Annotated in this window: 20 protein-coding genes; 6 read left to right on the top strand and 14 right to left on the bottom strand. The window is 65.9% G+C overall.

The window, feature by feature from the left end; translation table 11 throughout:
- Nucleotides 1-58: 58 nt before the first annotated feature.
- Together B9C43_RS37445 and B9C43_RS37440 are read left to right on the top strand one after the other, a co-directional pair.
- The gene (locus tag B9C43_RS37445) at nucleotides 59-487 is read left to right on the top strand and encodes a VOC family protein (protein WP_084431611.1); all 429 of its coding nucleotides are present in this window, start codon (nucleotides 59-61) and stop codon (nucleotides 485-487) included.
- Between the two features lie 122 nt (nucleotides 488-609).
- Complete coding sequence (locus B9C43_RS37440) at nucleotides 610-1,155, top strand: hypothetical protein (RefSeq protein ID WP_084431609.1); 546 nt, start codon at nucleotides 610-612, stop codon at nucleotides 1,153-1,155.
- 256 nt (nucleotides 1,156-1,411) lie between these two features.
- On the opposite strand, the gene B9C43_RS37435 is transcribed toward B9C43_RS37440, so the two are convergent.
- The 4 genes from B9C43_RS37435 to B9C43_RS37420 form a co-directional block, all read right to left on the bottom strand.
- Complete coding sequence (locus B9C43_RS37435) at nucleotides 1,412-4,384, bottom strand: alpha-L-rhamnosidase-related protein (RefSeq protein ID WP_084431607.1); 2,973 nt, start codon at nucleotides 4,382-4,384, stop codon at nucleotides 1,412-1,414.
- Nucleotides 4,385-4,485: 101 nt separating this feature from the next.
- Nucleotides 4,486-6,126, bottom strand: coding sequence for an AMP-binding protein (locus B9C43_RS37430; RefSeq protein WP_084431605.1), 1,641 nt, complete (start codon nucleotides 6,124-6,126; stop codon nucleotides 4,486-4,488).
- A gap of 5 nt (nucleotides 6,127-6,131) precedes the next feature.
- On the bottom strand, nucleotides 6,132-6,998 hold the full coding sequence (locus B9C43_RS37425; protein ID WP_084431603.1) for a crotonase/enoyl-CoA hydratase family protein: 867 nt from the start codon (nucleotides 6,996-6,998) through the stop codon (nucleotides 6,132-6,134).
- Nucleotides 6,995-7,597, bottom strand: coding sequence for a TetR/AcrR family transcriptional regulator (locus B9C43_RS37420; protein ID WP_084431601.1), 603 nt, complete (start codon nucleotides 7,595-7,597; stop codon nucleotides 6,995-6,997). Before B9C43_RS37420 ends, B9C43_RS37425 begins: the two co-directional genes overlap by 4 nt.
- Nucleotides 7,598-8,071: 474 nt before the next feature.
- On the opposite strand from B9C43_RS37420, the gene B9C43_RS37415 reads away from it, so the two are divergent.
- Entirely contained in the window at nucleotides 8,072-9,904 is a 1,833-nt protein-coding gene (locus B9C43_RS37415; RefSeq protein ID WP_200825868.1) for a cellulase family glycosylhydrolase, read from the top strand.
- A gap of 78 nt (nucleotides 9,905-9,982) precedes the next feature.
- On the opposite strand, the gene B9C43_RS37410 is transcribed toward B9C43_RS37415, so the two are convergent.
- The 6 genes from B9C43_RS37410 to B9C43_RS37385 all read right to left on the bottom strand — a co-directional run bounded on the left by B9C43_RS37410 (nucleotide 9,983) and on the right by B9C43_RS37385 (nucleotide 15,380).
- Nucleotides 9,983-11,251: a styrene monooxygenase/indole monooxygenase family protein gene (locus tag B9C43_RS37410; RefSeq protein WP_084431597.1), complete on the bottom strand. Its 1,269-nt coding sequence runs from the start codon at nucleotides 11,249-11,251 to the stop codon at nucleotides 9,983-9,985.
- A gap of 88 nt (nucleotides 11,252-11,339) precedes the next feature.
- Nucleotides 11,340-11,891 carry a GTP-binding protein gene (locus tag B9C43_RS37405; RefSeq protein WP_033392967.1) on the bottom strand — a complete coding sequence of 184 codons (552 nt, stop codon included), beginning with the start codon at nucleotides 11,889-11,891 and terminating at the stop codon, nucleotides 11,340-11,342.
- Nucleotides 11,881-12,273 carry a DUF742 domain-containing protein gene (locus B9C43_RS37400; RefSeq protein WP_033392966.1) on the bottom strand — a complete coding sequence of 131 codons (393 nt, stop codon included), beginning with the start codon at nucleotides 12,271-12,273 and terminating at the stop codon, nucleotides 11,881-11,883. The genes B9C43_RS37405 and B9C43_RS37400 overlap by 11 nt, the downstream gene beginning before the upstream one ends.
- A gap of 19 nt (nucleotides 12,274-12,292) precedes the next feature.
- Nucleotides 12,293-12,748 (bottom strand): roadblock/LC7 domain-containing protein, encoded by a 456-nt coding sequence (locus tag B9C43_RS37395; RefSeq protein WP_033392965.1) that lies wholly within the window; start codon nucleotides 12,746-12,748, stop codon nucleotides 12,293-12,295.
- The gene (locus tag B9C43_RS37390) at nucleotides 12,738-14,153 is read right to left on the bottom strand and encodes an ATP-binding protein (RefSeq protein WP_084431595.1); all 1,416 of its coding nucleotides are present in this window, start codon (nucleotides 14,151-14,153) and stop codon (nucleotides 12,738-12,740) included. Before B9C43_RS37390 ends, B9C43_RS37395 begins: the two co-directional genes overlap by 11 nt.
- A gap of 582 nt (nucleotides 14,154-14,735) precedes the next feature.
- Nucleotides 14,736-15,380: a TetR/AcrR family transcriptional regulator gene (locus tag B9C43_RS37385; protein WP_084431593.1), complete on the bottom strand. Its 645-nt coding sequence runs from the start codon at nucleotides 15,378-15,380 to the stop codon at nucleotides 14,736-14,738.
- Between the two features lie 101 nt (nucleotides 15,381-15,481).
- On the opposite strand from B9C43_RS37385, the gene B9C43_RS37380 reads away from it, so the two are divergent.
- A complete protein-coding gene (locus B9C43_RS37380; protein ID WP_084431591.1) occupies nucleotides 15,482-17,509 on the top strand; it encodes a HelD family protein in 2,028 nt (675 codons plus the stop codon).
- A gap of 31 nt (nucleotides 17,510-17,540) precedes the next feature.
- Here B9C43_RS37380 and B9C43_RS37375 read toward each other — a convergent pair whose 3' ends face one another.
- The 4 genes from B9C43_RS37375 to B9C43_RS37360 all read right to left on the bottom strand — a co-directional run bounded on the left by B9C43_RS37375 (nucleotide 17,541) and on the right by B9C43_RS37360 (nucleotide 20,319).
- Nucleotides 17,541-18,128: an Hsp70 family protein gene (locus tag B9C43_RS37375; protein ID WP_143446873.1), complete on the bottom strand. Its 588-nt coding sequence runs from the start codon at nucleotides 18,126-18,128 to the stop codon at nucleotides 17,541-17,543.
- A 146-nt stretch (nucleotides 18,129-18,274) separates the two neighbouring features.
- On the bottom strand, nucleotides 18,275-18,883 hold the full coding sequence (locus B9C43_RS37370) for an RNA polymerase sigma factor (RefSeq protein WP_084431587.1): 609 nt from the start codon (nucleotides 18,881-18,883) through the stop codon (nucleotides 18,275-18,277).
- Nucleotides 18,864-19,109: a hypothetical protein gene (locus B9C43_RS37365; RefSeq protein WP_084431585.1), complete on the bottom strand. Its 246-nt coding sequence runs from the start codon at nucleotides 19,107-19,109 to the stop codon at nucleotides 18,864-18,866. The genes B9C43_RS37370 and B9C43_RS37365 overlap by 20 nt, the downstream gene beginning before the upstream one ends.
- A gap of 193 nt (nucleotides 19,110-19,302) precedes the next feature.
- Nucleotides 19,303-20,319, bottom strand: coding sequence for a medium chain dehydrogenase/reductase family protein (locus B9C43_RS37360; protein ID WP_143446871.1), 1,017 nt, complete (start codon nucleotides 20,317-20,319; stop codon nucleotides 19,303-19,305).
- A gap of 217 nt (nucleotides 20,320-20,536) precedes the next feature.
- On the opposite strand from B9C43_RS37360, the gene B9C43_RS37355 reads away from it, so the two are divergent.
- Together B9C43_RS37355 and B9C43_RS56990 are read left to right on the top strand one after the other, a co-directional pair.
- Nucleotides 20,537-20,797, top strand: a complete 261-nt coding sequence (locus B9C43_RS37355) for a hypothetical protein (RefSeq protein ID WP_084431583.1) — start codon at nucleotides 20,537-20,539, stop codon at nucleotides 20,795-20,797.
- 422 nt (nucleotides 20,798-21,219) lie between these two features.
- Entirely contained in the window at nucleotides 21,220-21,396 is a 177-nt protein-coding gene (locus B9C43_RS56990) for a hypothetical protein (RefSeq protein ID WP_160096951.1), read from the top strand.
- Nucleotides 21,397-21,519: the final 123 nt, after the last annotated feature.

Genomic DNA, 21,519 nt, shown 5'->3' with positions numbered 1-21,519 from the left:
GTGACCTCAATCGTTCGTAGGGTGGGTTCGTCACGGTGTCCCGAGGAAAGGAATTCCGATGTTGCGCGGACTCGCCAGTGTCGGCTACGTCGCCGACGACGTCCCAGCCGCTGCCAGGTGGTACGCCGAACTACTCGGCATCGAGCCGTACTTCCTGCGCCCGGACGCCGAGAACCCGGCCTACGTCGAGTTCCGGGTGGGTGACTACGAGCACGAGCTCGGCATCCTTGACCGCCGCTATGCCGCCGCCTCCGCCGACCGACCAGGCGTAGGCGTGGACTGGCACGTCGACGACATCGACGCCGCACTGGAGCGGCTCGCGGCCATGGGGGCCACCGAGCACGAGCCGAAAACCGTGTGGGAGGCGGGGTTCGTCACTGCGTCGGTACTCGACCCCTTCGGAAACGTGCTCGGCGTGACGTACAACCCGCACTACCTCGACGTGCTGGCCCGCGATCGCGCCGATCGCCCGGCCGCCGGAGACTGACCGGTCCGGATCGAGATGCTCACCGGGTCCGCCGATCAGCATGACGTGTTCCTCACCGTTCCGCCCCGGGGATCGAACAGAGCTCTGTCAGCCAAGGTGCAGGCGACAGTAGAGTCGGCCGCATGCGGCTGGGCATCGCCCATCATTTCGGTTGGGCAGTGGCAGTCACGGCATCGGCTGACCACCGCGTCGTGGACCGTCGGCGGATCGAGCTGATTGAGCCCGGCATGCCGGCGGCGCCGATCCACCGTGAGGGCAAGCCTCTCGACGATGCCGCCGCGGCGGCGCTGGTCGCGAAGGTGCGCGCGTCGGCGGTCCGGGCAGCGTCAGCGTCGCTGGACCAGCTCACCGCCGCACTGCCCGAGCCGATCGTGTCGATGTCGCTGCGGTCATGGCCGCTGGACTTCCCCGACGACATCGCCATCCAACGCCGCGTGCCCTACGAGTCCCGCGCCGACTCCGTCATGTACCGCAAGGTGCTGGCCGAACTCGCACACGCACGCGGCTGGATGGTCCATCTCTATAACGCCAGGGATGTGGAAGGCCAGGCGGTCAATGTTCTCGGCGACCGTGCCAACGAAGTGCTCCACGGCTCGCGGGCAGCGCTCGGGCCTCCTTGGACCAAGGATCATCGGATCGCACTCGCGGCGACGGTCATGGCTAGCTGAGCGTCACGCCGAGCCAGCGCAGCAACACGACGGCGCAGGCCCCGATCCGCGTGACCAACGGGAAATTCACTGCCACCGTGCCCGCTCGTTCACTGGTCAGCTACCGGATAACACCATGAAGGAGATGAAATCCGCCGACACCCAGGCCGCCCCGTTCGCCTGTGCCAGCAACGTCATGTTCAACATTCCGCGGCGACGCCAGCTTCTCCCGGCGCACCGGCCGACAAGCGAACGACCGGTCGGGAAGCCGCCATGTTCATCCTGGTGTGACTCGCAGGTGGGTACGGCCTGAGCCGACGGTGATCGGGCGACTGCCGGGCAGTACAACGGTCGCGGTGACGTTCACCGGCACATTCACGTCAAGTGTGATGCTCCGCCCCGAACGCGCCCACGCGATGCCGACCTGGCCCCGCTCGGTCCACACCGTGCCCCGCGCGTGCTGAAGTCCGTTGGCGGGCGGGGCGATCCGGACGGTGGCCGCGCCTGGGCTGACGACCTCGAGTCCGAGAAGGGATTGCAGGATGCCGCTGATGCCCGCAGCGCCCCAGCCGTGCGAGAAGCTTTCGCTGCTGTTCTGGTTGACCTGCGTACCGGTGCATCCGGCGACGGCGCAGCCTGGTGTCCATTGCTCCCATAGGAATGTGCCACCTTCGGCGAGCGTCTGGGCTGGGCCGTCGGCATCAGTGTTGGTGAGCAACCGGACGATCGCTTCTGACTGGCCGGTTCTGTGCAGTGCGGCAAGGAGTTGACGAAACGTCATGGGTCCTTGCCGCATACCGAGATCCCGGATGTACGCGCCCAGCGCCGGATAGGCCGATACGGGCGCCACACCATAGGCAACCGGGAAGCTCTGCGCGTGCTGCGAAAAGTTGGGGATCTGCTTTCCCGTGGACAAGGCAAGCCCGTCCGAGTAACGACCACCGGGCTCCCGCAACAGGGCGTTCATCGCCGCGGTGAGCGATTCCGCCTGACGCCGGTACTCATCCGCGGCGACGGTGTCACCTACGACGACGGCCGCATCGGCCACGGCACGCATCGCTCCTACAGCGAGCGCGTTGACCACAGTCCGGGAACCGTTGTCCTGTACGACCGTGTCGTAGCGCATCGCCGGCGGCCAGTCGATGATTCCGTATGCGTACTGTCCACTGCCGCCTGGCAGTTGGTGGACCAGACCTGTGGAGTCAATTGCCGCCGTGATGTAGCCGGCGACCCGCTTCATGGTGGGGAACGCCTGGACGACAAGCGAATCATCACCGGTCATCTGGTGGTACCGCATCACCCACTCCGGGAACATCTCGGTGTAGTCCGGGATGTCGCGCTTGCCGTCACCGTTGGGGTAGACGGCGTTCAGCGCGCCGTTCGGCCAGTACCGTGCCTGCGAGTGGATGAATTCGACGATGGCCTGCCGGGTGGGGCTGCGCTCACCGAGCGATTCCATCGTCGCGAAGGACTGGTCGATCGTGTCGCCGAGGAACTGCCCCTTTTCCCGCGTCGGCGTGTCGAGGAAGACGTTCTGCGCCGACAGCAACGCCGACCGCTGCATCAGCTGGAACACCGCGTCGAGGACCGGGGAACTGCTGGCGAATGTGGCCGCTTCCGTTGGCCGTACGTCGGTCGCCTGCGTGACGGCCGTGATCTGACCGTCCGCGAGGTGCTCGCCGGGATCGCTGACTTCCAGGTAGCGCCAGCCCCAGTAGGTGAACGGCTCGGCGATCTGCCGTCCTGACTTCTGGACGTAGTGGAAGCGCATGTCGCTGCCCTGTGTGTCGAGCCCGGACGTGCCGGCACGGGAGTTCTCCACCCACGCGCCGCCGGCGTGCGCACGTGTCAACGGCCTGTCAAGGCCAACCTCGGCCGGGCTGACCGCGACGACAGTGCGGGTCTCCGGTGAGCCAGGGCCATACCCGTTGGCGGGAGCATCGATCGTGATCTGGTCGCCAATGTGCACTTTGGACGTCGATACGAGCGAGACCGCTCGCGCGCCAGCCGAGACCGGTGCCGCGAGCGTGGTGTTGTTGCGCCGATAACTTGTCGTCATGGTGATCGCGTGTCCCGCAGTCCCCGCGCGGAAGCTGATCCGCGGCACCGCCGCGACCACCTTGCCCATGTCGGCGAACACCGTTCCGTCGGGCAACCTGATGACCGAGACGGGGTGGATGATCTCGTATGCGATATGGGCCTGTTGAGCGGTAAGCCGGGTGAACGCGCACGGCGCCGCGCACGATGACGGGTTCGGCCTGGGGTGCGGTCCGATCAATGATGCGGGGTCCCAGAGGCGATCGTCGAACGACGGCGTGTCCCACTGCTGGATCTCCTGAGTCGCGTCGTGGCGCTCAACGCGGTCCCCCGCATCGGAATTGCGGTAGGTGAGCGTTGAGACGTCCTGCGCGGTATCGCGTGTCAGCCGCCAGGACCCGTCTGAGACAGCCACTTCCCTGCTGCCGTCGGCGTGCTCGACGACGATCTTGGCAAGCAGGCCCGACGGCCCTTCAGCGGGCAACTGCGGACCGTCGGCGCGGCCCTGACACCGGCACGTCCAGTAGTGGTACCGCACGCCGATCGCCAACTCAGCGCCCGCCCACACCCCCTTCAGATCCGCGACGTCGTAATACCCTTCCCCCGGATAACCGTACGACGAGCCTCGGCTGACCATCGCCCCGTTGACGTGCAACGCCCAGTCGCTCGTCGCGGACACGTAGGCACGAGCCCTGATCACCGGGCTCTTGCCGACCTCAATCACCTTCCGGGCAAGGGTCCATTCATCAGCCGCGTCGTTTCCCGTTGTGACGCGCCGGATCCACGCCGCACCGGACCAGTCGCCATCGCCCAGGCCGGTGTCGAAAGACGCCGCCACGGCGTATGGCGAGACCGCACCGTGCCGGTCCCATGTGCGCACGGTCCAGCGATAGGCCGCGCCCGAGGCCAGCGGCCGACCGCCGTAGCCGACCCAGGACTGCCGTGACGACAGGACGCGGCCACTGTCCCAGACCCTGACGTCACCTTGCAGCACAACGATCTGGTACGCGGTCTGCACTTCGTTGCCGTCGCGATCCCTTGGCAGCCAGCCGAATCGCGGAACGCCATCGACGGCAAGCGGGTCCGTGCGGTCGTTGACCGTCAGTCGTGTCGGCGCCTCAGGCGGACGGTTGTGCCCGGCGGGAGCCGCCGCCGGAGTCCCGCCGTGGGCAAACGTCGCCACTAACAAGGCAATCGCGAACAGTCGACGCATCGTCAGGCCTCCCGCGACGGTGAGGGCTATTGAAACGTTTTAACCCACCCCTACGGTAGCGCGGCGCGCGGGACGCGAACAGAGTCCGATCGAACCAACCGCTAATTCCGCTCGTTGGGCAGTTCCTGGAGTTCGGCGCGGTCGATCTGGTCGCGCAGCCGGAACTTCTGGATCTTCCCCGAGCCGGTGAGCGGCAGTTCGCCTGCCTGGAACCAGCGGACGGGCGTCTTGTGCGGTGCCAGGTGCGTACGGCAGAAGTCGTGCAGTTGCGCCGCGTTCGGAACCTTTTCGGGCTGTCCGGGGACGAACACCGCGGCGACGATCTCGCCCCACGTGGGATCGGGCAGACCGAGCACGGTGACGTCGCGGATGCCGGGGTGGGTGAACAGCACCTGCTCGATCTCGGTCGCGTAGATGTTCTCCCCGCCCCGGATGATCATGTCCTTGAGCCTGCCGGTGACCCGCAGGTAGCCGCGGTTGTCGAGGACACCCAGGTCACCGGTGTGCAGCCAGCCGTCGGGGTCGATGGTTTCCGCGGTGCGGTCCGGCATGTCGAAATAGCCGAGCATGGTCTGGTAACCGCGTGCGCAGATCTCGCCCGGCTGGCCGACGGGCACGGTGTCGCCGGTGATCGGGTCCCGGACGGCGACCTCCAACTGCGGCAACGGGCGTCCGGCGGTTGCGGCCTTGTCCTCGGGAGAGTCGTCGGGGCTGGTTTGGGTCACCACCGGCGACAGCTCGGTTTGGCCGTACACCGTGGTGAACTGGACACTGAAACGTTGCTCGACGCGGTGCACGAGCTCGGGTGGGACGGGACTGCCACCGGAAAGGACCCGTGACAGGTTCGACAGATCGAACCGGTCGAGCTCGGGGTGGCTCAGCATCGCGATGAGCATGGTCGGCACCCCTGCCAACAGATCCGCGCGGTGGTCCTGAGCCGCGGTCAGCACGAGCGTTGGGTCGAACAGTTGGCACAGCACGTATGTGGCTCGCTGATGCGCGCTGCCCAGTACGCCCATCGCACAGCCGGCGGTGTGGAACAACGGCATCGCCGAGACCATGGTGCCCCGGCGTGGCAACTGGGTGCGGTCGATCATGAATCGGGCGTTGGTCACCAGTCCCCGGTGGTGCAGCAACGCGCCCTTGGGAAACCCCGTGGTGCCGGACGTGTACTGGATCTGGGCGGCATCACCGGCCCGCACTGTCAGCAGTGGACCTCCTGTGCGGTGGGTCCCCACCGTGTCCGGCCAGTCTGCGAAGCAGAACGTCTCGCGCAGTTCGGGCAGTCCCGGTGTCGCTTCGCGCACGATCGCGGTCATATCGCTACCACGGAACTCCGCGGTGTGGAACAGCCCCGCCGAACGGGACTGTTCGAGCACATAGCGCAGCTCTGCCGCGCGGAGCGCCGGATTGGCTGTCACCACAACCAGACCGGCCAACGCCGAACCGTACTGCAGGATGATCCATTCAGGAATGTTGGGTGCCCACACCGTGATCCGCTCGCCCGGTGTGAACTTGGCCAGTAACCAGTGTGCGCACCGCTCCGCTTCGGTGAGCAGTTCCCGATAAGTCCACCGGCGGTTGGTTTCCGTGGCACCGGAAAGGGACGGCGTACCAGGTGGTACCACCTCGATGAGGGCGATGTCGTCCCCGGCGGCATCAGCGGCTTCGCGCAACAGGTCCCCTGTGGACAGTTCGAGAACGGGGCTGCTCGTGTCGGCGGGCCAGTACGCCAAGTCCATCGTGGTCACTCCTTGCCGAGTTCCGCTGTGGTCGGGATCGGGCCGCCGCCGTCAGGGATCGGCTTACCGGAGTCACGCCACCGCACCGCGGCGGGAAACCCGTGCTGGGCGGCGAACTCCTGGAACCAGCGTCCCTCCGGGGAGTGCCGGGTGATCCCGTCGAACAGGGTGGCCAGGATCTGGGTGCCGTGCAGACCCATGTTGTCGTACGCCTGGTTGATCATCAGTTTCTGCATGACGAGCTGGTTGACCGGCACTCCGGCGATCCGGTCGGCCAGCGCCTCCACCGCGTCGTCCAACTCGCCCGTCGGGACCGACTGCACCACCAAACCCCATGCGGCAGCAGTGGTTCCGTCGATGGTGTCGCCGGTCAGCAGCATCCGCTTGGCTCGTTCGGCACCGAGGCGGTAGACCCACATCGCAGTCGTGGGACAGCCCCACACCCGGGCGGGCATGTAACCGATCCGGGCGTTCTCGGCCATCACCACCAGATCGCAGGACAACGCGATATCGCTGCCTCCCGCCACCGCGTAACCGTGCACCTTCGCGATGGTGGGCTTCAGCGAACGCCAGAGGCTGAAGAAGTCGTCGGTGTTGCGCTTCATCAGCTGGTAGTCCTTGATCGGATCCCACACCGGCGGCTGTGTCAGATCACCGTCCTCGGCGTACTGCTTGAGGTCGTAGCCCGCGCTGAACGCGCGTCCCGCACCCTGCAACACGATCACGTGCACCGCGGCGTCCTCATTGGCCCGATCGACCAACTCCTTCAGCCCGCGCGCCACTTCGGCCGTGATCGCGTTCAACCGCTCGGGCCGGTTCAACGTCAGGTAGGCCTTGCGGTCCCGCACCTCGTAACCGATGACGTCACTCACGGATTGCTCCCTTCCAGGATCGCCTTGGCGACCGCGACCCAGTCGGCGATCAGCCGCCCGGTCCCGTGCTCACCGCGCAGCACATCGGAAATCGCCAAGCCACGCAGGAACTGCACGGTCAACGACGCCACAACGGGATAGCGTTCATGGGTCACCAGATCCTCGCCGAACACTTCGCCGATCACCCGGTAGAGATCCGCGCGCGCCCGCTTCTCCTCGCGGCGCAACACTTCGCGCAGCGCGGTGTCCGTGCGCGCGGCCGCCCACAACTCCAACTCGGCCACGAATGCCGGACGCACGATCGAGGTGCACAGCACCCGGATCGCGCGTTCGACACGGTCAAGACCGGCTGGCACTTCGGCCTCGGCTTGCCGCACCGCCGTCTCATTGCGCTCCATCAGCTGGCGGATCGTGGCACCCAGCATCGCCTCTCGCGTCGGGAAGTGGTGCAGCAACGCACCCCGGCTGAACCCACCAGCCCGTTGCACCTCAACCGTTGTCGTCGCCGACAGCCCACGCTCGACCAAGAGATCGACCGCCGTCTGCACGATCCGCTGCCGGGTCGCCTCGCGTTGAGCCGCCCGCACGCCCGATGACATGCCCGAACCGTTTCACAGTCACACCTGACTGTCAATGCGCGAGCCGGGGGCCACACTCCCTCACCGCCGGGTGCGGATGGCGCTTGCCTTGGCCGGTAAGCACTTCGCCCATCGGGGTCTCCAAAATCGGAGCGTCGCGGATGGTCGGACTGGCGAACACTGACTATCCACATCAGTCTGGTAGCCGGTGTCAGCAAGATCAGGGCGATAGCGACTACCGGGAACGGCGGTCCGAACGTCGACAAGGTCGCTGTGACACTGCCACCCAGCTGATCACCTACTGGCGTCGTTCTCGATCGCAACCCGGGCCCGTACGTCGCGCATGACGACACCAAGGACAGCCGCCCAACACTCGGGCTGTCGATTCGGCTCATCCCATCCGCCTGGGGTTGGCATCGCCGGGCGGATCAGCTAGCGTGTTAACGCGAACATTCGTCATGTTCTATCCCTGCGCCCCTGCCCCAGGTGATGAAGATGAAACGAATCGCCGTCCTGCTGCTGGCATCCCTGCTATTACTGCCCGCGCCGCTGCGTGTCAGCGCGGCGAGAGAGCAGTTCTGGTTCGACAACGCGTCTGTCGCCGTCGCCGGTGGCGCGTTCCGAGACGAGCACCGCCGGGAAGTCGTTTTCCGTGGTTTCAATGTCTCCGGCGAAGCCAAGCTCGCCGAGTTGCGGGGGCTGCCCTTCGCCACAGTGACGGACGCCCGCTCGTCCGCGGCGTCGATGCGACGGCTGACCGGAGCGAACGCGGTGCGGTTCCTGGTCACGTGGGCCTGGGTCGAACCAGAGCCGCGAAAGATCGACCACCGGTACCTCACCGCGGTGGCCGAGCAGATCGCCGCCTTCACCGACCAAGGCATCCGGGTCTACGTGGACTTCCACCAGGACCTGTACTCCAGATACCTGTTCAACCGCGACAGCTGGTACACCGGCGACGGCGCACCGGAGTGGGTGGTCCGTGCCGGGAACTATCCACGGGAGTCCTGTGGCCTCTGTTTCCATTGGGGCCAGAACATGAAGAACAACCAAGCTGTCACCAGTGCGGTGTACGACTTCTGGCACAACCGCGAGGTGACCACACCAGCCGGCCCCATCAAGATTCGGGACGAATTCCTGTACCAGGCAAGCGAAACCATGCGTTTCCTCAAGGAGAACCTCTCCCCCAACGCTTTCCGGCTGATTCTGGGCGTCGATCCGCTCAACGAGCCGTATGCCGGACGCTATGACACGGGCCAGAACGGCCCTGCTTGGGAACGGGACCTGTTGTGGCCGTTCTACCAACAGTTCCGCCAGCGGATGGACCAAGCCGGCTGGGCCGACAAAGCCGCCTTCGTCGAGCCGTTGGTGTTCTGGAACCAGAACGTGGAGTTCTTCGCCGAACCTGGTGGGCTGACGGCCGTGCCCGCACTGGGTTCCCGGTTCGTGTTCAACTCGCATTTCTACGACGGCAAGGCGCAGTCCGGCGTGCTCAAGCCCGGCAAGGCGAACGACGGCGAGTACACAGCGGACTTCAACCGGATCCGTGACCGGGCCAAGGACCTTGGTACGACTGGGATCGTGTCGGAGTTCGGCCATCCTGTGGCCGGCTTCACCTCCGACAAGGCACCCACTGTGCTCAAAGCGATGTACCAGGCACTGGATTCACGGGTGAAGGGCGCGAACTGGTGGTCCGGCGCCGCGGAATCGGGGCATGCGCTCTCGGCGAGCCAGTGGCATTGGGACATCTACTACGACCGGCATCGCGAGTTGATGAACGACAACCCGGACAAGGTCCAGACCGAGGGGGACGCCATGAACGGCGAACACTTCTCCGCGGTCCGGCTCAGCAACGGCAGCTTTGTGACAACTGTGGACAGTCGGTTGATCGATCGGCTGTTTCCCCGCGCGGTAGCGGGCGACACCCTGGCGTTCGGCTATGAAGACCGGTCCGTGGGAACGTGGAACCCTGTTCCCGCCACCATGCCCACGATCCGCCAGCTCGTCGGCACGGGCCAGTACGCGATGTTCGTTTGGCGGTCCAATGGCAGCGAGGCACCGACCGAGTTGCACCTGCCCGCGTCCTTCGGCCAACAGAACACAACAGTGGTGAGCGACCTGGCCTCGACCACCGGCCTGCCGCCTTACACCGGAACACAACCGGTCGCCATCGCACCGGAGCCCGGCGAACCTGGCGTCAACCGGCTCATGCTGTCATCCTCCGACACCGGTCGTGTCCACTTCGCACTGGTCACGAACGGCTCAGGGACCCCGCCCACCGAGTCCGCCCGCTCCGAACTCGCGTCCTGGGTGGCCGAAACGTTCCACTGACTGACAGACGGTTTCCCAGGCACTATGTCGCTGGCTGACCCGGACCCGGGCCAGCCCGCGACTGGGGAAAACACGGTGCTACGCGGCGCCTGCCACACCGGCCAGGTACTGCTGCAGAGCAGCCGGGTCGTAGAGCCGGTCGGCGAAGTCGGACGGCTGTGCGAAGCCGTTGACCAGCCACCGCCGCACGTCCGGGAACTGACCGGCCGCACCCAACGCTCCGAGCACATACTCCGGCGGGTCGAGCAAGGTGTTGGAGAACCGGACCGAGTGCTGGGCGATCGCCCACTGCCGCTCGGCGGTCGCCAGTTTCCAGGCGTCGTCGAACGGGCCGCCCTCCTGCAGCCGCTCCCGGACGGCGTCGACGACCACCTTGGCGTTCCAGGTGGCCATGTTCGCGCCCTGTCCGGCGATCGGGTCCTGCTGGACGAACACGTCACCGATGGCCAGCACGGTGTGCTCGGCGTCGATCCGCAGGAGCGGTTTGCGGATGGTCGGCACGTACCGGCCAGCGAGGTAGGCCGTCGGGTCGGTGAGCTCCGCCTTGCTGCAGCGCTCGTACTGCCAGGGGAAGTGCTCGCGCAGGGCGTCCTTGAACCGGCGCAGGTGCTCGTCCGGCGACAGGATGCGTTCGCCGATGTCAGGCTCGAACCGGTCGAGCGGGCCGTCCGGCCGCGCCTCGATGAACAGGATGTGGCAGGGACCGCTCTTGGTCAGCCCGGGGATCATGAACAACTCGCCCCACGGGGTGGCGTTGAACCGGACGATCGGGTGGTCCGGATCGGTGGCGCCCGGCTCGACGCCGTTGACGTACACCACGCTCAACGCACGTTGTGGCTTGGTGTAGGACGAGCGTTCGTCGTCGCGGCCGAACATCTTGACCAGTTCGCTCTTGCCCGCGCCGACCAGGACCAGGTCGTACTTGCCGGCCGTGCGCGCCAGCTCGCCACTCGTGGTGAAGTTCGTGATCACGGTGGCACCCGGCAGGCCCTTGAGGTACTCCAGCAGCCCGGCGAACTTGATCCGCTGGTCAACCGACTGCGCGGTCAGCTCAAGCGGCGCCCACCAGTCGATGGCCGGCTGCTGCTCCATCGGGACGCCCGGCGCCATCGCCGACAGGCCGATCCCGCCGATGTCCGGTGTCTTCTCCTCCCAGAAGTTGATCCCCAGCTCACGCTCGAACGCCAGCCCGTGGCCGAAGATCACCTGGGTGGACAGGACATGGCCCTTGCGGATCTCGTCCGGGGTCTTGTGGCTCATCACCGTGACCTCGACGCCGTCCGTCTGGGCCAGGCCGCACGCAGTCGCCAGCCCGGCCTGCCCGGCGCCCACCACCAATACACGCATCGCAGTCCCCTTTGTCGTGGATGGCCCGCCACTCGACATGCGTCGCCTTCCCCGGTGGTCGCACGGGCGGCCGTCGGGGAAGGCGTGTTCAGCTCACGCTTTTCATCGCGTACTCCATGAGCTCCTGCAGCGCGATGTTCACCGAGTACTTGTCCCGCGCGTCCACCGGGAACAGCGGAACCCGGTCCGGCAGTGCGAGGGCCTGCCGGATCTCGTCCAGCTCATGCGTCTGTTCGCCGTTCCACCAGTTCACCGCGACGGCGAACGGCATGTCGGTCTCCCGCTCGAAGTAGTCGATCACCGCGAACGCGTCTGTGATCCGGTTGACGTCGGCGAGCACGAGCGCACCCAGCGCACCGCGGCACACGTCGTCCCACATGAACCAGAACCGGCCCTGCCCGGGCGTGCCGAACAGGAACAACTGGAAGTTCTCGTCGAGGGTGAGCCGGCCGAAGTCGAACGCGACCGTGGTGGTGGTCTTGCCCTCGACCGGTGCCGGGTCGACGCCTTCCGACGCCTCGGTCATCACCTCTTCGGTGTGCACGGGCGGGATCTCGGAGATCGACCCGATCAGCGTGGTCTTGCCGACCCCGAAACCGCCGCTGATCACGATCTTCACTGACGCCGGGTCAGATCGCATGGCTGGCCCTGTCCTCCTCCAGCTTTCGCTTCAGCCCGTTGATGACCCGGAGGTAGACCTGCGGATCGCGTTCCCGTCCTTGTGCGTTCGGGTGCACCCGGACGCGGCCGGCACGCGACAGGTCGTCGACCAGCACGCGCACCACGCCGAGCGGCAGCCTCAGCTGCGCCGACAGTTCGGCCAGCGACAAGCTCGTCCGGCTGACGTGGTGGTAGACCGCACGCGTCTCCGGGTCCAGTGACGCGGCGAAGTCGTCGTCCCCCCGGCCGTTCGATCCGGAGATGATCGTTTCGAGCAGCAGGTCCTGCTCGATGATGGCGCGCCCGCCGGTGACGGCGAACGGCCGGACCCATTCGCCCTCAGGCGACTCGGTGGTGTCCACCGGATGTCCTCCTCGGCAGTCAGCCTTGTCCCGTTGGCGTGGCTGTGGTGTGCGATTGCCTGCGCATCCCGGGGTTGAGCACCCGACGGGACTGGTTGACGAACTTGGCGAGCTCGAAGCAGACCGTCTCCAGCTGCCCGCCGTCGTGCTCACTGGCCAGCACCGCGACGCCGCTGTGTTCACTGATCTGCTGGAAGACGATGAAGCTGTCCCCCATGACGATGTCGCTGTACTGGAAGCCACCGCGGCCGAACAGCCCGGCCGACGCCTTGGCGATGGAGAGCATCATGGCCACCAGTGACGAGAACTGGTCGGCGGCGTCGTCGTGCAGACCCTTGCTCTTGGCGACCTTCAGCCCGTCGGCGGAGACGACCAGTACGTGGACGACACCGGGAACATCACTGACGAAGTTGTCTGCGAGCCACCCGAATTCCTCCCGCAGTGCGTCGGGAATCTGTGCGGCGTTAGGCGTCATTACGGTCCTCGGAACTCGTGAACAAGGGATTCGTGTCGGGTTTGGCCTTCGGGTAGGGCGTCGGCCGCGCGGGCTTGTCCGACGGGTCGTCGGCGGCCGCGTGCCGGACGCGCGTCATGGCGGCCGCACGCCGTCGTAACTGCGCCGGGTCCAGTTCGGTGTACTCGACGGGCTCACGCTCGGCCAGGCCAGGATCGGTGTCCGCGGCGGAGAACTCACGCACCCGGCCGGGCCTGCGCACGGGCAGCCCGCCTGCAGTGGTGCGCGCGTCCTCCGGCAGATCGGTTGTGCGGGCATGGCGCCCTTGCGACCCCGGCTCGGTGGCGTCGTCCTCGGGCGTCGTCCCTACGCGGGGAGAAGGACGCGTCGTCCGTTTGGGCAGGCCCAACGGAGTCGTCTCGTGCTCGCGCTCGGCATGATCGGACGTCAGTGCGATCTGGGGACGGCCTGCGGGCTTCGTCTCGGCTTCGGCGCGGGCCGCGCTCGTCTCGGCTTCGGCCATCGCCGGATCGCACAGCAGATCCGGTGGCAGCAGGACGGATGCCACGACACCGGCCGGGTCCCGGCGGGCCAGGCTGAGCCCGATGCCGTGCGGCTTGGCCAGAATGGTCGCGGTCACCAAGCCCAGGTGCTGCAGGATCTGCCGGTCCCGCAGGTCGAGCAGGCTGCGCACCGGCGGCCGCAGCAGCTCGCCGTTGAGCCGATCGAGCTCGGCCTGGTCGATGCCGATGCCCTCGTCCTCCACGCGGAGCAACACGGCGCCACCGTCGGCCATCCTGGCGTGGACGGTGACCGGGGACTCCGGCGGGGAGAAATGCAGCGCGTTGGTCATCAGTTCGGTGAGGATGCCGCTGACGTCCTTGGCGGCATCGCCGACCACGGCCAGCGGCACCAGATCACGGATCCGCACCCGCGCGTACCCCGGGGCGCTGGACATGCCGCCGCGGATCACCGCGAGCATCGGCTGGGCGACCGGCTGCCCGCCGGGTGGCCGCCTGCCTGCCAGCACGAGCTTCTTGCGATGGTCGTGCCGCAACTGCGTGACCAGCTCGTCCAGCTGGAAGAGCATCTGGGTCACCCGCGGGTCCGGGTTCTGCCGGTGCATCTCGTCGAACAACGCCAGCAGCCGGCCCACGATCCGCCAGTCCCGGATGGCCAGGTTCGACAGGATGTCGTTGACGACGGCAGGGTCGATGGCGGTGTGCGCCGCGCCGCGGGCTCCGGCGGAGCCAGGGGCGGGGTCCTTGGGCATCAGCAGCCGGGCGGTGACCCGTCGGCCCTGTCGCACCAGTCCTTCGAGACCTTCACGCTGATAGGTGGCACGGACCTTTTCCACCACGGGGCGATATCGGCGCGCCAGGCGACTATTCTGCAACAACGTGTTCAGGTAGTGGTTATTCACCATTCGCACTCGTCAGATTCGTGTCGGTCGTCGGCGTTCCACGTCCGCGTCACAGTACCCCCGGTTAGTCCGCCGGGACGGTACTCCGTTCGTGCATTACGTCCACCCGAAAGCGTTGCAAATTGCACACTCATCGTGACCAAAACGTCGTACCGTCACACCGTTACAGACTCCATCGGCGAAGTGCGCCACAACCACAGCCGCCCTGCCCCAGCGCCCCAGAAGACCATTCTCCGGAAACTTCCCACCATGGACAACGTGAAACCGGCACAACCGGTCTTCAATGTCCTTTTCGGACGGTATTCGCATATAACAGCTGCATATATCTCCATAAGGTGTCGCCTGACGGACGATTCGATCAGAAACGATCTTCTGAATCCCAGGGTCCGCACTCGATCAATTCGAATGTCCACTTGAGAACAGGGCCGCCGGGGCAGCCGAATCCGGGAAACGATTCACTTGTCCCTCGATAGGATGAAGAACATCACGCGCGCCTCTTCCCTTGCGTGACAGATCCCCAGCGGTATGTGACCGAGCGGCTACCGCCGGAACTGTCGGCGCGGCCGACCTGCCTACGTGATCTCGTCAGTTGCGGGCCGTCGTCGTCGAGGCGCCGAGTGCTGCCAGGCCGGATTCCAGGAACGTGTAGGCGGCTTCCGTCCGGGCGACGGCCGCGGGGTAGACAGTGTCGGCGGTGCGGCCGTTTCGAATCTCCTGCGCGTTGTGCGTGGAGAGGATTCGCTGGGTGCCGAAGACCTGGGCGGCCAGCACCCGGGCCGTGAAGGCGTCCGGGACGGCGGCCCGCAGTTCCGCGACCAGCTCTTTTTCCTGGTCGATCATGTAGAAGGCCAGGCGGGCCATCAAGGTTGGCGTTGAGTACAGCAGGTCATGGAAAGTGATCGTCGACGGCGAGTCGTTCAGGCCGGTCAACGGATCCCGGTTGGCGAGGCGATCGAGGAAGCTCTGACGCAGGGCGGTGAGCGCGGGCACACCGGAGTTGTTCCGGACGACCTCCGCGGGGCTCGTTGTGTCCAGGAACGGGTGCAGGACCAGGTCTTCCTTGGTCGGGAAGTAGGCGAAGAGCGTCGGTTTGGACACCTCTGCGGCCGCTGCGACGTCGGCGACCGTGACGTTGTCGAAGCCTGACTCCTGGAACAGGGCAAGAGCTGCCTCCGCGATCGCGTCACGGGTACGGCGCTTCTTGCGCTCACGCAGGCCGAGTTCCTCCATGTGAAGAGCGTAGTCCCGCTTTCCCCAGTAAACAACTTGACCAAGTCGTATACTTGACTAAGTTAAGTTTTCCTTCCCGCACTGTGAGGTCTGGCACGGCCATGCACTCTGTCGAGCCCGAGATACGCGCCGAACGCGACTACATGGACGTCTGTCGTGCCCAACTCGCCCGCATGCGCGAGGAGGTCAGCACGATGCTGGCCACCGGCGCGGGCGAGGGCGAAGCCGTTGGGGACAAATACTTCAACCACGTGTTGCGCCAGTTCCGCATCCAGGTCGTCGAGGAACTGTCCGACGTGGAAGGCGCGCCGCTGTTCTTCGGGCGTCTCGGCTACCCGAACAGCGACTTTGTGTACGTCGGGCGCCGTGGTGTCCGTGACGACGACGGCGAGCCGATGGTCATCGACTGGCGTGCCCCGTTGGCGCGGGCGTTCTACGAGGCCAGCCGTCAGGATCCGATGGGCGTCAAGGTTCGTCGGCGGTACGGCTTCGACCACGAAGGTGTGGTGACCGCCTTCGAGGACGAACCGATCGATCGTCAGGTCGAGTCCAGCAGATTGCTGGCCGCGGAGATCGAACGTCCGCGTAAAGGACCGATGCGCGACATCGTGGCCACGATCCAGCCCGAGCAGATGAGCCTGGTACGCGCGCCAATCGACCGTACGGTGTGCATCCAGGGAGCGCCCGGGACAGGCAAAACCGCAGTGGGGCTACACCGTCTGGCATACCTGCTCTACACCGAGGGGCAACGCTTGCGAAAGGGCGGTGGGGTTGCCGTCATCGGGCCTAACCACTCGTTCCTCTCGTACATCCGCAATGTGCTGCCCGCTCTTGGTGAAGTCGCGGTTTCACAGACGACCATCGACGAGCTGATCGGCGAGGGCATCGCGGTCGAGCGAGTCGACGATCCGCAGGCGGCCCGGGTCAAGGGTGATGCCCGGATGGCTGAGGTCATCCGACGTCACCTGTGGTCACGGATCCGCCCCCTGGACGAGACGGTCGAGATCAAGCATCAGCACCGCACGTGGCGTCTGTCCACTGAGGACCTTGCCGAGCAAATCGACGATGTCCTTGGCCGCGAGGTTGATTACGGTGCCGGACGCGAGTTGCTGGCTCAGCGGCTGGCACATCTCGTGCTGCGTCAGATGGAGCAGGCCGGGAACGCGAGCGCCACGCTGCATCAGCTCCGTCGCCACAGGGTGATCAACCGGGCCGTCGGAAAGATGTGGCCGGCAATCGATCCAGCCCGCGTGGTCTTCGATCTCCTTACCGACCAAGCACATTTGGCTCGTGCCGCGGACAGCGTCCTCTCTGTCGACGAGCAGCGCGCCCTGTTGTTCACGCCTCGGCCGCGCAGTGTGCGGGCGATGCGGTGGAGCAGCCTCGACTTGGCTCTCCGTGACGAGGTCGCGGCATTGGTCGACCGGCCGGGAAAACTCGGCCACGTCGTGATCGACGAGGCACAAGACCTCAGTCCGATGCAGATCCGGGCGATCTCCCGCCGCATGGCTGGCTCGTGCACTGTCCTTGGCGACCTGGCACAGGCGACGAGCCCGTCGGCCGTTCAAGGGTGGACCGAGGTCCTCACACACCTCGATCGACCGGGCGGCCACATCGAGGAGCTGACTCGCGGCTACCGCGTGCCGGCGCAGGTCATCGACTTCGCGGCGCGTCTTCTGCCGCACATCGCCCCGGAATTGGGTTCCCCGGCCTCGTTTCGTCAGTCTGACGATGCCCTCCGGATCGTCGAGACAACGCCAGACGAAAAGATCGCGGCGACCATCACAACCTGTGCTTCCGCTCTGGCACGGGAAGGATCAGTAGGGCTCATCGCTGCCGACGACGACATCGCAGAACTTCATCGAGCCTTGTCGGCCAACGGACTTCAGCACACTGTGCTGGGCGTCGACGGCACGAACCTTGACCGCCTCACCCTCGCGCCGGTCACCCTGAGCAAGGGCCTTGAGTTCGACACGGTCGTAGTCGTCGAACCGGCCAGCATCATCCAGGCAGAACAGCGTGGCTTGCAACGGCTCTACGTTGCGTTGACGCGAGCGGTCAGCACCCTGCATGTCATCCACACCGGCCGTCTGCCCGAACCACTGGCGCAGGAACCGGCGATGACGTGACCAATGCATCCCGCGACTCCAGTGAGTCTGATCATTTTAGTTCCACACCAACAATGTCGGCCCGCACGGCCGCTACCGTCTCACCGATTTGCAGTTCGAAGCGGCCCTGTGCACCTGAATTCGGTTCGACAGCGTGCACGCCCAGGGTGCCAGCCTCGGACAGGGAGAAAGTGATCTCGATCGACGAGTGGGCGGGCAGCCCGGGCGGCAGGCGCAACACCCCACGTCCGATTTGGATATTGTGCTCCACGTCTGACGATTCGACGGGACCTGTCTGCTCCCAAATCTCGATCTCCAGCAAACGCTGGTTCCGCACGGCTGTGCTAAAGGGATATGGACCCGAATCAGCGGGCAGTGGCGTGTTCGCTGATAGCAGGTGAACGATGATCGCCTTGGCTCTGATTGGGTTGTCCACGGCCAGAGGATCCTGGGAGTCAACGGCCTTCACCCCGATCGCTCTGGACGACAGAGCAGTCGCCGACAAGTCCGGCACCGGTTCGGCGTCGGCAGGTGCTTGCATCCAAGCCGCGAGCCGTTCCGCTCCTCTGTCCACGTCGAACTCGTCGATGTCTCGTTCCACCGCGTCGCCGAGACGCCGATAGATGTCGGCCAGTGGCACCGACCCGATACTTGCGCCCGACACCCGCTGCGCATCGTCGCGTGTCTCGAGTGGCTTCAGGCACGCCGGACAGATCACCTGGGCTGGCTCCTGCGGCCCGTGCTCTGGGCACCTCGGCCTCGACCCGACGCCCTCTTGCCCTTCGTTCATGCTTCGGCGCCTCCAATCGGATCTCTGCAGTCGGCGTCCTCCTGATTTCTGTCGGCAGCTTCATCGAGGAAACGGACCTCAGGTCCGACCGCCGACTTCAATGCCGTTCGGGCGTTCCGCAGATGTACGCGAACGGTTGAAGAGTTGATCCCCAGCAGTTTCCCGATTTGTGCTGTGTCGCAGCCGTCATGCCACCGCAACCACGCGACCTGGTGCTGACGCGACGGCATCTGTTTAATGGCCTTCCAGCACTTGTCCAGCACGATCGAGTCGATGACGCGCTGGTGAACATCCACGCCATCGCACATCTTGTCGGCCGGGGACAGTACGTCCAGAACTGGAGCCTCTCGAAGGTCGATCCTCCACCTGTCCGCGACCTTGTTCCGCGCCACCGTGAACAGCCAGGCCCGTCGACGGCTATCTTCCAGAGCACGCAGCATCGTCCAGCGCTTTGCTGCCTCCTGGAAAGTCTCCTGGACGATGTCCTCGGCAGCGGCACGGTTTCCTTGCATTAATCGGTATCCGTATCGAAACAGCGCCTTCGCCTCCTGACGGTAGAAATCACCTACCTCGCGCGCGTCCCACTCACTGATCCGGTGGGGCATCGCGCACCTGCCTCTCCACTGATCCCACCCACACCTGTAGCAGCTCAGCGGGGTAAATGTTGACGACAGTGCCGCACGGCGCCCGCTCCACGAGATCCAACACGACCCGATCCCGCCGCCACTCGGCCACCAACCGCACCACGTCCACTCCCAACGACAGTGCTGCGACCACGCACCCGGCCTGCCAGGAGTACAGCGCCACACCACCACTGACAGACCAGGACATCAGACCACGAATCGTCGCTGCTGACATCGTCACACTCGATACGTCCAATGCCACGCCTGAACCGTTTAGTTGGACACTTCTGACCGCTGGGTACCAGCGACGCCGGGTGCGACGGAAGGTCGCAGAGCGTTCACCAGATCCTTCAGGGTGTCGATAGACTTGATCTATACAAAAATCACGGAACCGTCGTGGCTCAGGCGGTGCAGTCGAGAACGATCTTGCCCGCGACGCCCGCCTCCACCCTCTGTAGCGCCTCCTCGGCGTCGCGCAGGGGGACGGTGATCAGCTCGCGGACGGCGATCTTGTTCGCGGCCGCGAGGGACAGGACCTCGGTCAGGTCCTCGCGGTAGGCGTGCGGCTGCGTCTTCTCCAGCGCCAACGCGTTGTAGAAGCCGGTCGTGCGGCCATCGGGGATCAGCTTCGGGGCGGCGATGCCTGCCAGGAAACCGATAGCGCCGATCCGCAGGGACGGCTTTCCGTTGCGCAGTGCGTCGTTCTGGCCGTAGGCGACCAGCCTGCCGCCGCGGCGCAGGACCGAGTACGAGCGGATGAAGTGGGTGCCGCCGATCGGGTCGTAGGCGACGTCGACCTTGCCGCCGTTGTCCCGGATCACGTTGGCGAAGTCATCGGCGCGGTAGTCGATGGCGATGGCGCCGTGGCGCCGCAGCAGGTCGAGGTTCGCCGCCGATGCGGTGCCGAACACGGTCACGCCGCCGATGTGCTCGGCCAACTGCAGGAACGCGAGGCCGACGCCACCGGACGCGCCGTGCACGAGAATGCGGGAACCGCTGGTGACCTTGCCGACGCGGTGCAGCATCTGGTGCGCGATGAAGTAGTTGAGGGATACGGCCGCAGCGTCGACGGCGCTCATGCCGTCCGGCACCGGCACCACCCGCTCGGCCGGCAGGTTCATGCCGTCCGCGTAACCGCCGGAGACGACGAGCGCACACACCCGTTGCCCCGGTTCGAGGTCAGTGACCCCGGAGCCGACCGCGTCGACAACACCGACGAGGTCACAGCCGGGTATGAACGGGGTTTTCGGGCCGCCCGGGACCACTCCGCGCTGGAACAGCAGATCGCCGTAGGACACACCGGCCGCCTCGACCCGGACCCGGACCTGCCCGGCCGGGGGTGCAGGCAGCTCGGTTTCGCGCACCTGCAGGCAGTTGGCCGCGTCCCGGTTGACCGCGCGCATCTGGGTGGTCTGCATCTAGGCCTCCTGGAACGGACATTACGTCGTCAAGACTGAAGGTTGCGCCGGGTTTCCTCAGGGAAATCGTCACGCTGGCACGGCGCGACTGTCCTACCTGGACACGAGCAGCTCGCCAGCCGGACGGCGGATGTGGATCTGTGTGTCACGTGACGCAGATCAGATGGCGCGCATGCGGTCTCATGATCGGTAACGACATCACGAGGAGGTACAGATCATGGACCCGTACACTCCCGCACCGGACCCGCGAGGATGGCGACGCGGATACCTCGCCGCATGGGTGGCTATCCCATTCACTGTGATACAGATCTGGGCAATGGCCATCGTGCTGACCACTGCCCGCTTCGACGGGCCAGCCGCGGTCGCAGTCCCGCTCGCGCTCAGTGGCACGATGGTCGCCGTCCTGGCCGGATGGCGCTGGGCCTGGCGACTCGGGCGCAAAACCAGCGAGCAGCGACGTCCGGCGCTGATCACCTGAGCTACGAGTGCGGACATGAAGATCGTCGCCTGCATGAGCGACTCCTGAGAACGGTCTGCGCCGCGTTGTCGATCCTCACCTCAGCGAAAGACGCGGACGCCAATCGTAGCGTCCGTTTTGTGCGTGCACGTTGATGTCGGCGGGCCGGTGGCCCCTTCTTCGCCTTTCGCAGGCACATTCGAACGTCGGACCGGCAGCCGCATTCGCCAGCGTGTAACCACTCCGGCCGGGCCGTAAACCTTTCCCGACGCGCTTTCACTCAAGCCTGAATGTCGTTGACGGACAAGCACTATCGGGGTGTGATGCGAGTCACGGGGCGCCAGCGGAAATAGCACTGGCGGGCTGGCTGTCCTCGTTTCACAGCTGCCGGAATTCGTACCGGGAGGCGCGGACGCGGCAGCCGAAGTAAAGGAGTGAACTCCGTGGGTGAATTCGATCTCGACCTGAAAATCGAAGGTGTGGCGGGCGCAGGCTGGGCCGCGCATCTCAACGAGTCCGGTGTCGCGCTGGCGGAACACCCCGAGCACGACAGCGCCGCGCTCAACACCTGCACATCCCCGTGCACATCTGTCGCGTGCACTCATTCCGGTTCGTGCTGACCAGTTGAGCCGGACGACCGTGTGACGGCCCGGACGCGCCGACGGTGCGTCCGGGCCCACGTCCGGGCCCGCGTCGAGGCGTTCCGCCAGCCGGATCACCGAGCAACGGCCGTCCACTTCGAG

The sequence above is a fragment of the Kibdelosporangium aridum genome (assembly GCF_900176515.1).
Classification (GTDB): Bacteria; Actinomycetota; Actinomycetes; order Mycobacteriales; family Pseudonocardiaceae; genus Kibdelosporangium; species Kibdelosporangium aridum.
The sequence above is the reverse complement of the archived record's forward strand: the minus strand, read 5'-3'. Positions and strand labels throughout refer to the sequence as shown.

What these genes read in the sequence shown, in the direction of transcription:
- B9C43_RS37410 (WP_084431597.1), bottom strand. Translation starts at nt 11,251, where the DNA reads ATGCGTGTATTGGTGGTGGGCGCCGGGCAGGCCGGGCTGGCGACTGCG.
- B9C43_RS37370 (WP_084431587.1), bottom strand. Translation starts at nt 18,883, where the DNA reads ATGCCCCACCGGATCAGTGAGTGGGACGCGCGCGAGGTAGGTGATTTC.
- B9C43_RS37380 (WP_084431591.1), top strand. Translation starts at nt 15,482, where the DNA reads ATGCACTCTGTCGAGCCCGAGATACGCGCCGAACGCGACTACATGGAC.
- B9C43_RS37360 (WP_143446871.1), bottom strand. Translation starts at nt 20,319, where the DNA reads ATGCAGACCACCCAGATGCGCGCGGTCAACCGGGACGCGGCCAACTGC.
- B9C43_RS37385 (WP_084431593.1), bottom strand. Translation starts at nt 15,380, where the DNA reads ATGGAGGAACTCGGCCTGCGTGAGCGCAAGAAGCGCCGTACCCGTGAC.
- B9C43_RS37440 (WP_084431609.1), top strand. Translation starts at nt 610, where the DNA reads ATGCGGCTGGGCATCGCCCATCATTTCGGTTGGGCAGTGGCAGTCACG.
- B9C43_RS37355 (WP_084431583.1), top strand. Translation starts at nt 20,537, where the DNA reads ATGGACCCGTACACTCCCGCACCGGACCCGCGAGGATGGCGACGCGGA.
- B9C43_RS37420 (WP_084431601.1), bottom strand. Translation starts at nt 7,597, where the DNA reads ATGTCATCGGGCGTGCGGGCGGCTCAACGCGAGGCGACCCGGCAGCGG.
- B9C43_RS37415 (WP_200825868.1), top strand. Translation starts at nt 8,072, where the DNA reads ATGAAACGAATCGCCGTCCTGCTGCTGGCATCCCTGCTATTACTGCCC.
- B9C43_RS37365 (WP_084431585.1), bottom strand. Translation starts at nt 19,109, where the DNA reads ATGTCCTGGTCTGTCAGTGGTGGTGTGGCGCTGTACTCCTGGCAGGCC.
- B9C43_RS37430 (WP_084431605.1), bottom strand. Translation starts at nt 6,126, where the DNA reads ATGGACTTGGCGTACTGGCCCGCCGACACGAGCAGCCCCGTTCTCGAA.
- B9C43_RS37405 (WP_033392967.1), bottom strand. Translation starts at nt 11,891, where the DNA reads ATGCGATCTGACCCGGCGTCAGTGAAGATCGTGATCAGCGGCGGTTTC.
- B9C43_RS37395 (WP_033392965.1), bottom strand. Translation starts at nt 12,748, where the DNA reads ATGACGCCTAACGCCGCACAGATTCCCGACGCACTGCGGGAGGAATTC.
- B9C43_RS37390 (WP_084431595.1), bottom strand. Translation starts at nt 14,153, where the DNA reads ATGGTGAATAACCACTACCTGAACACGTTGTTGCAGAATAGTCGCCTG.
- B9C43_RS37435 (WP_084431607.1), bottom strand. Translation starts at nt 4,384, where the DNA reads ATGCGTCGACTGTTCGCGATTGCCTTGTTAGTGGCGACGTTTGCCCAC.
- B9C43_RS37445 (WP_084431611.1), top strand. Translation starts at nt 59, where the DNA reads ATGTTGCGCGGACTCGCCAGTGTCGGCTACGTCGCCGACGACGTCCCA.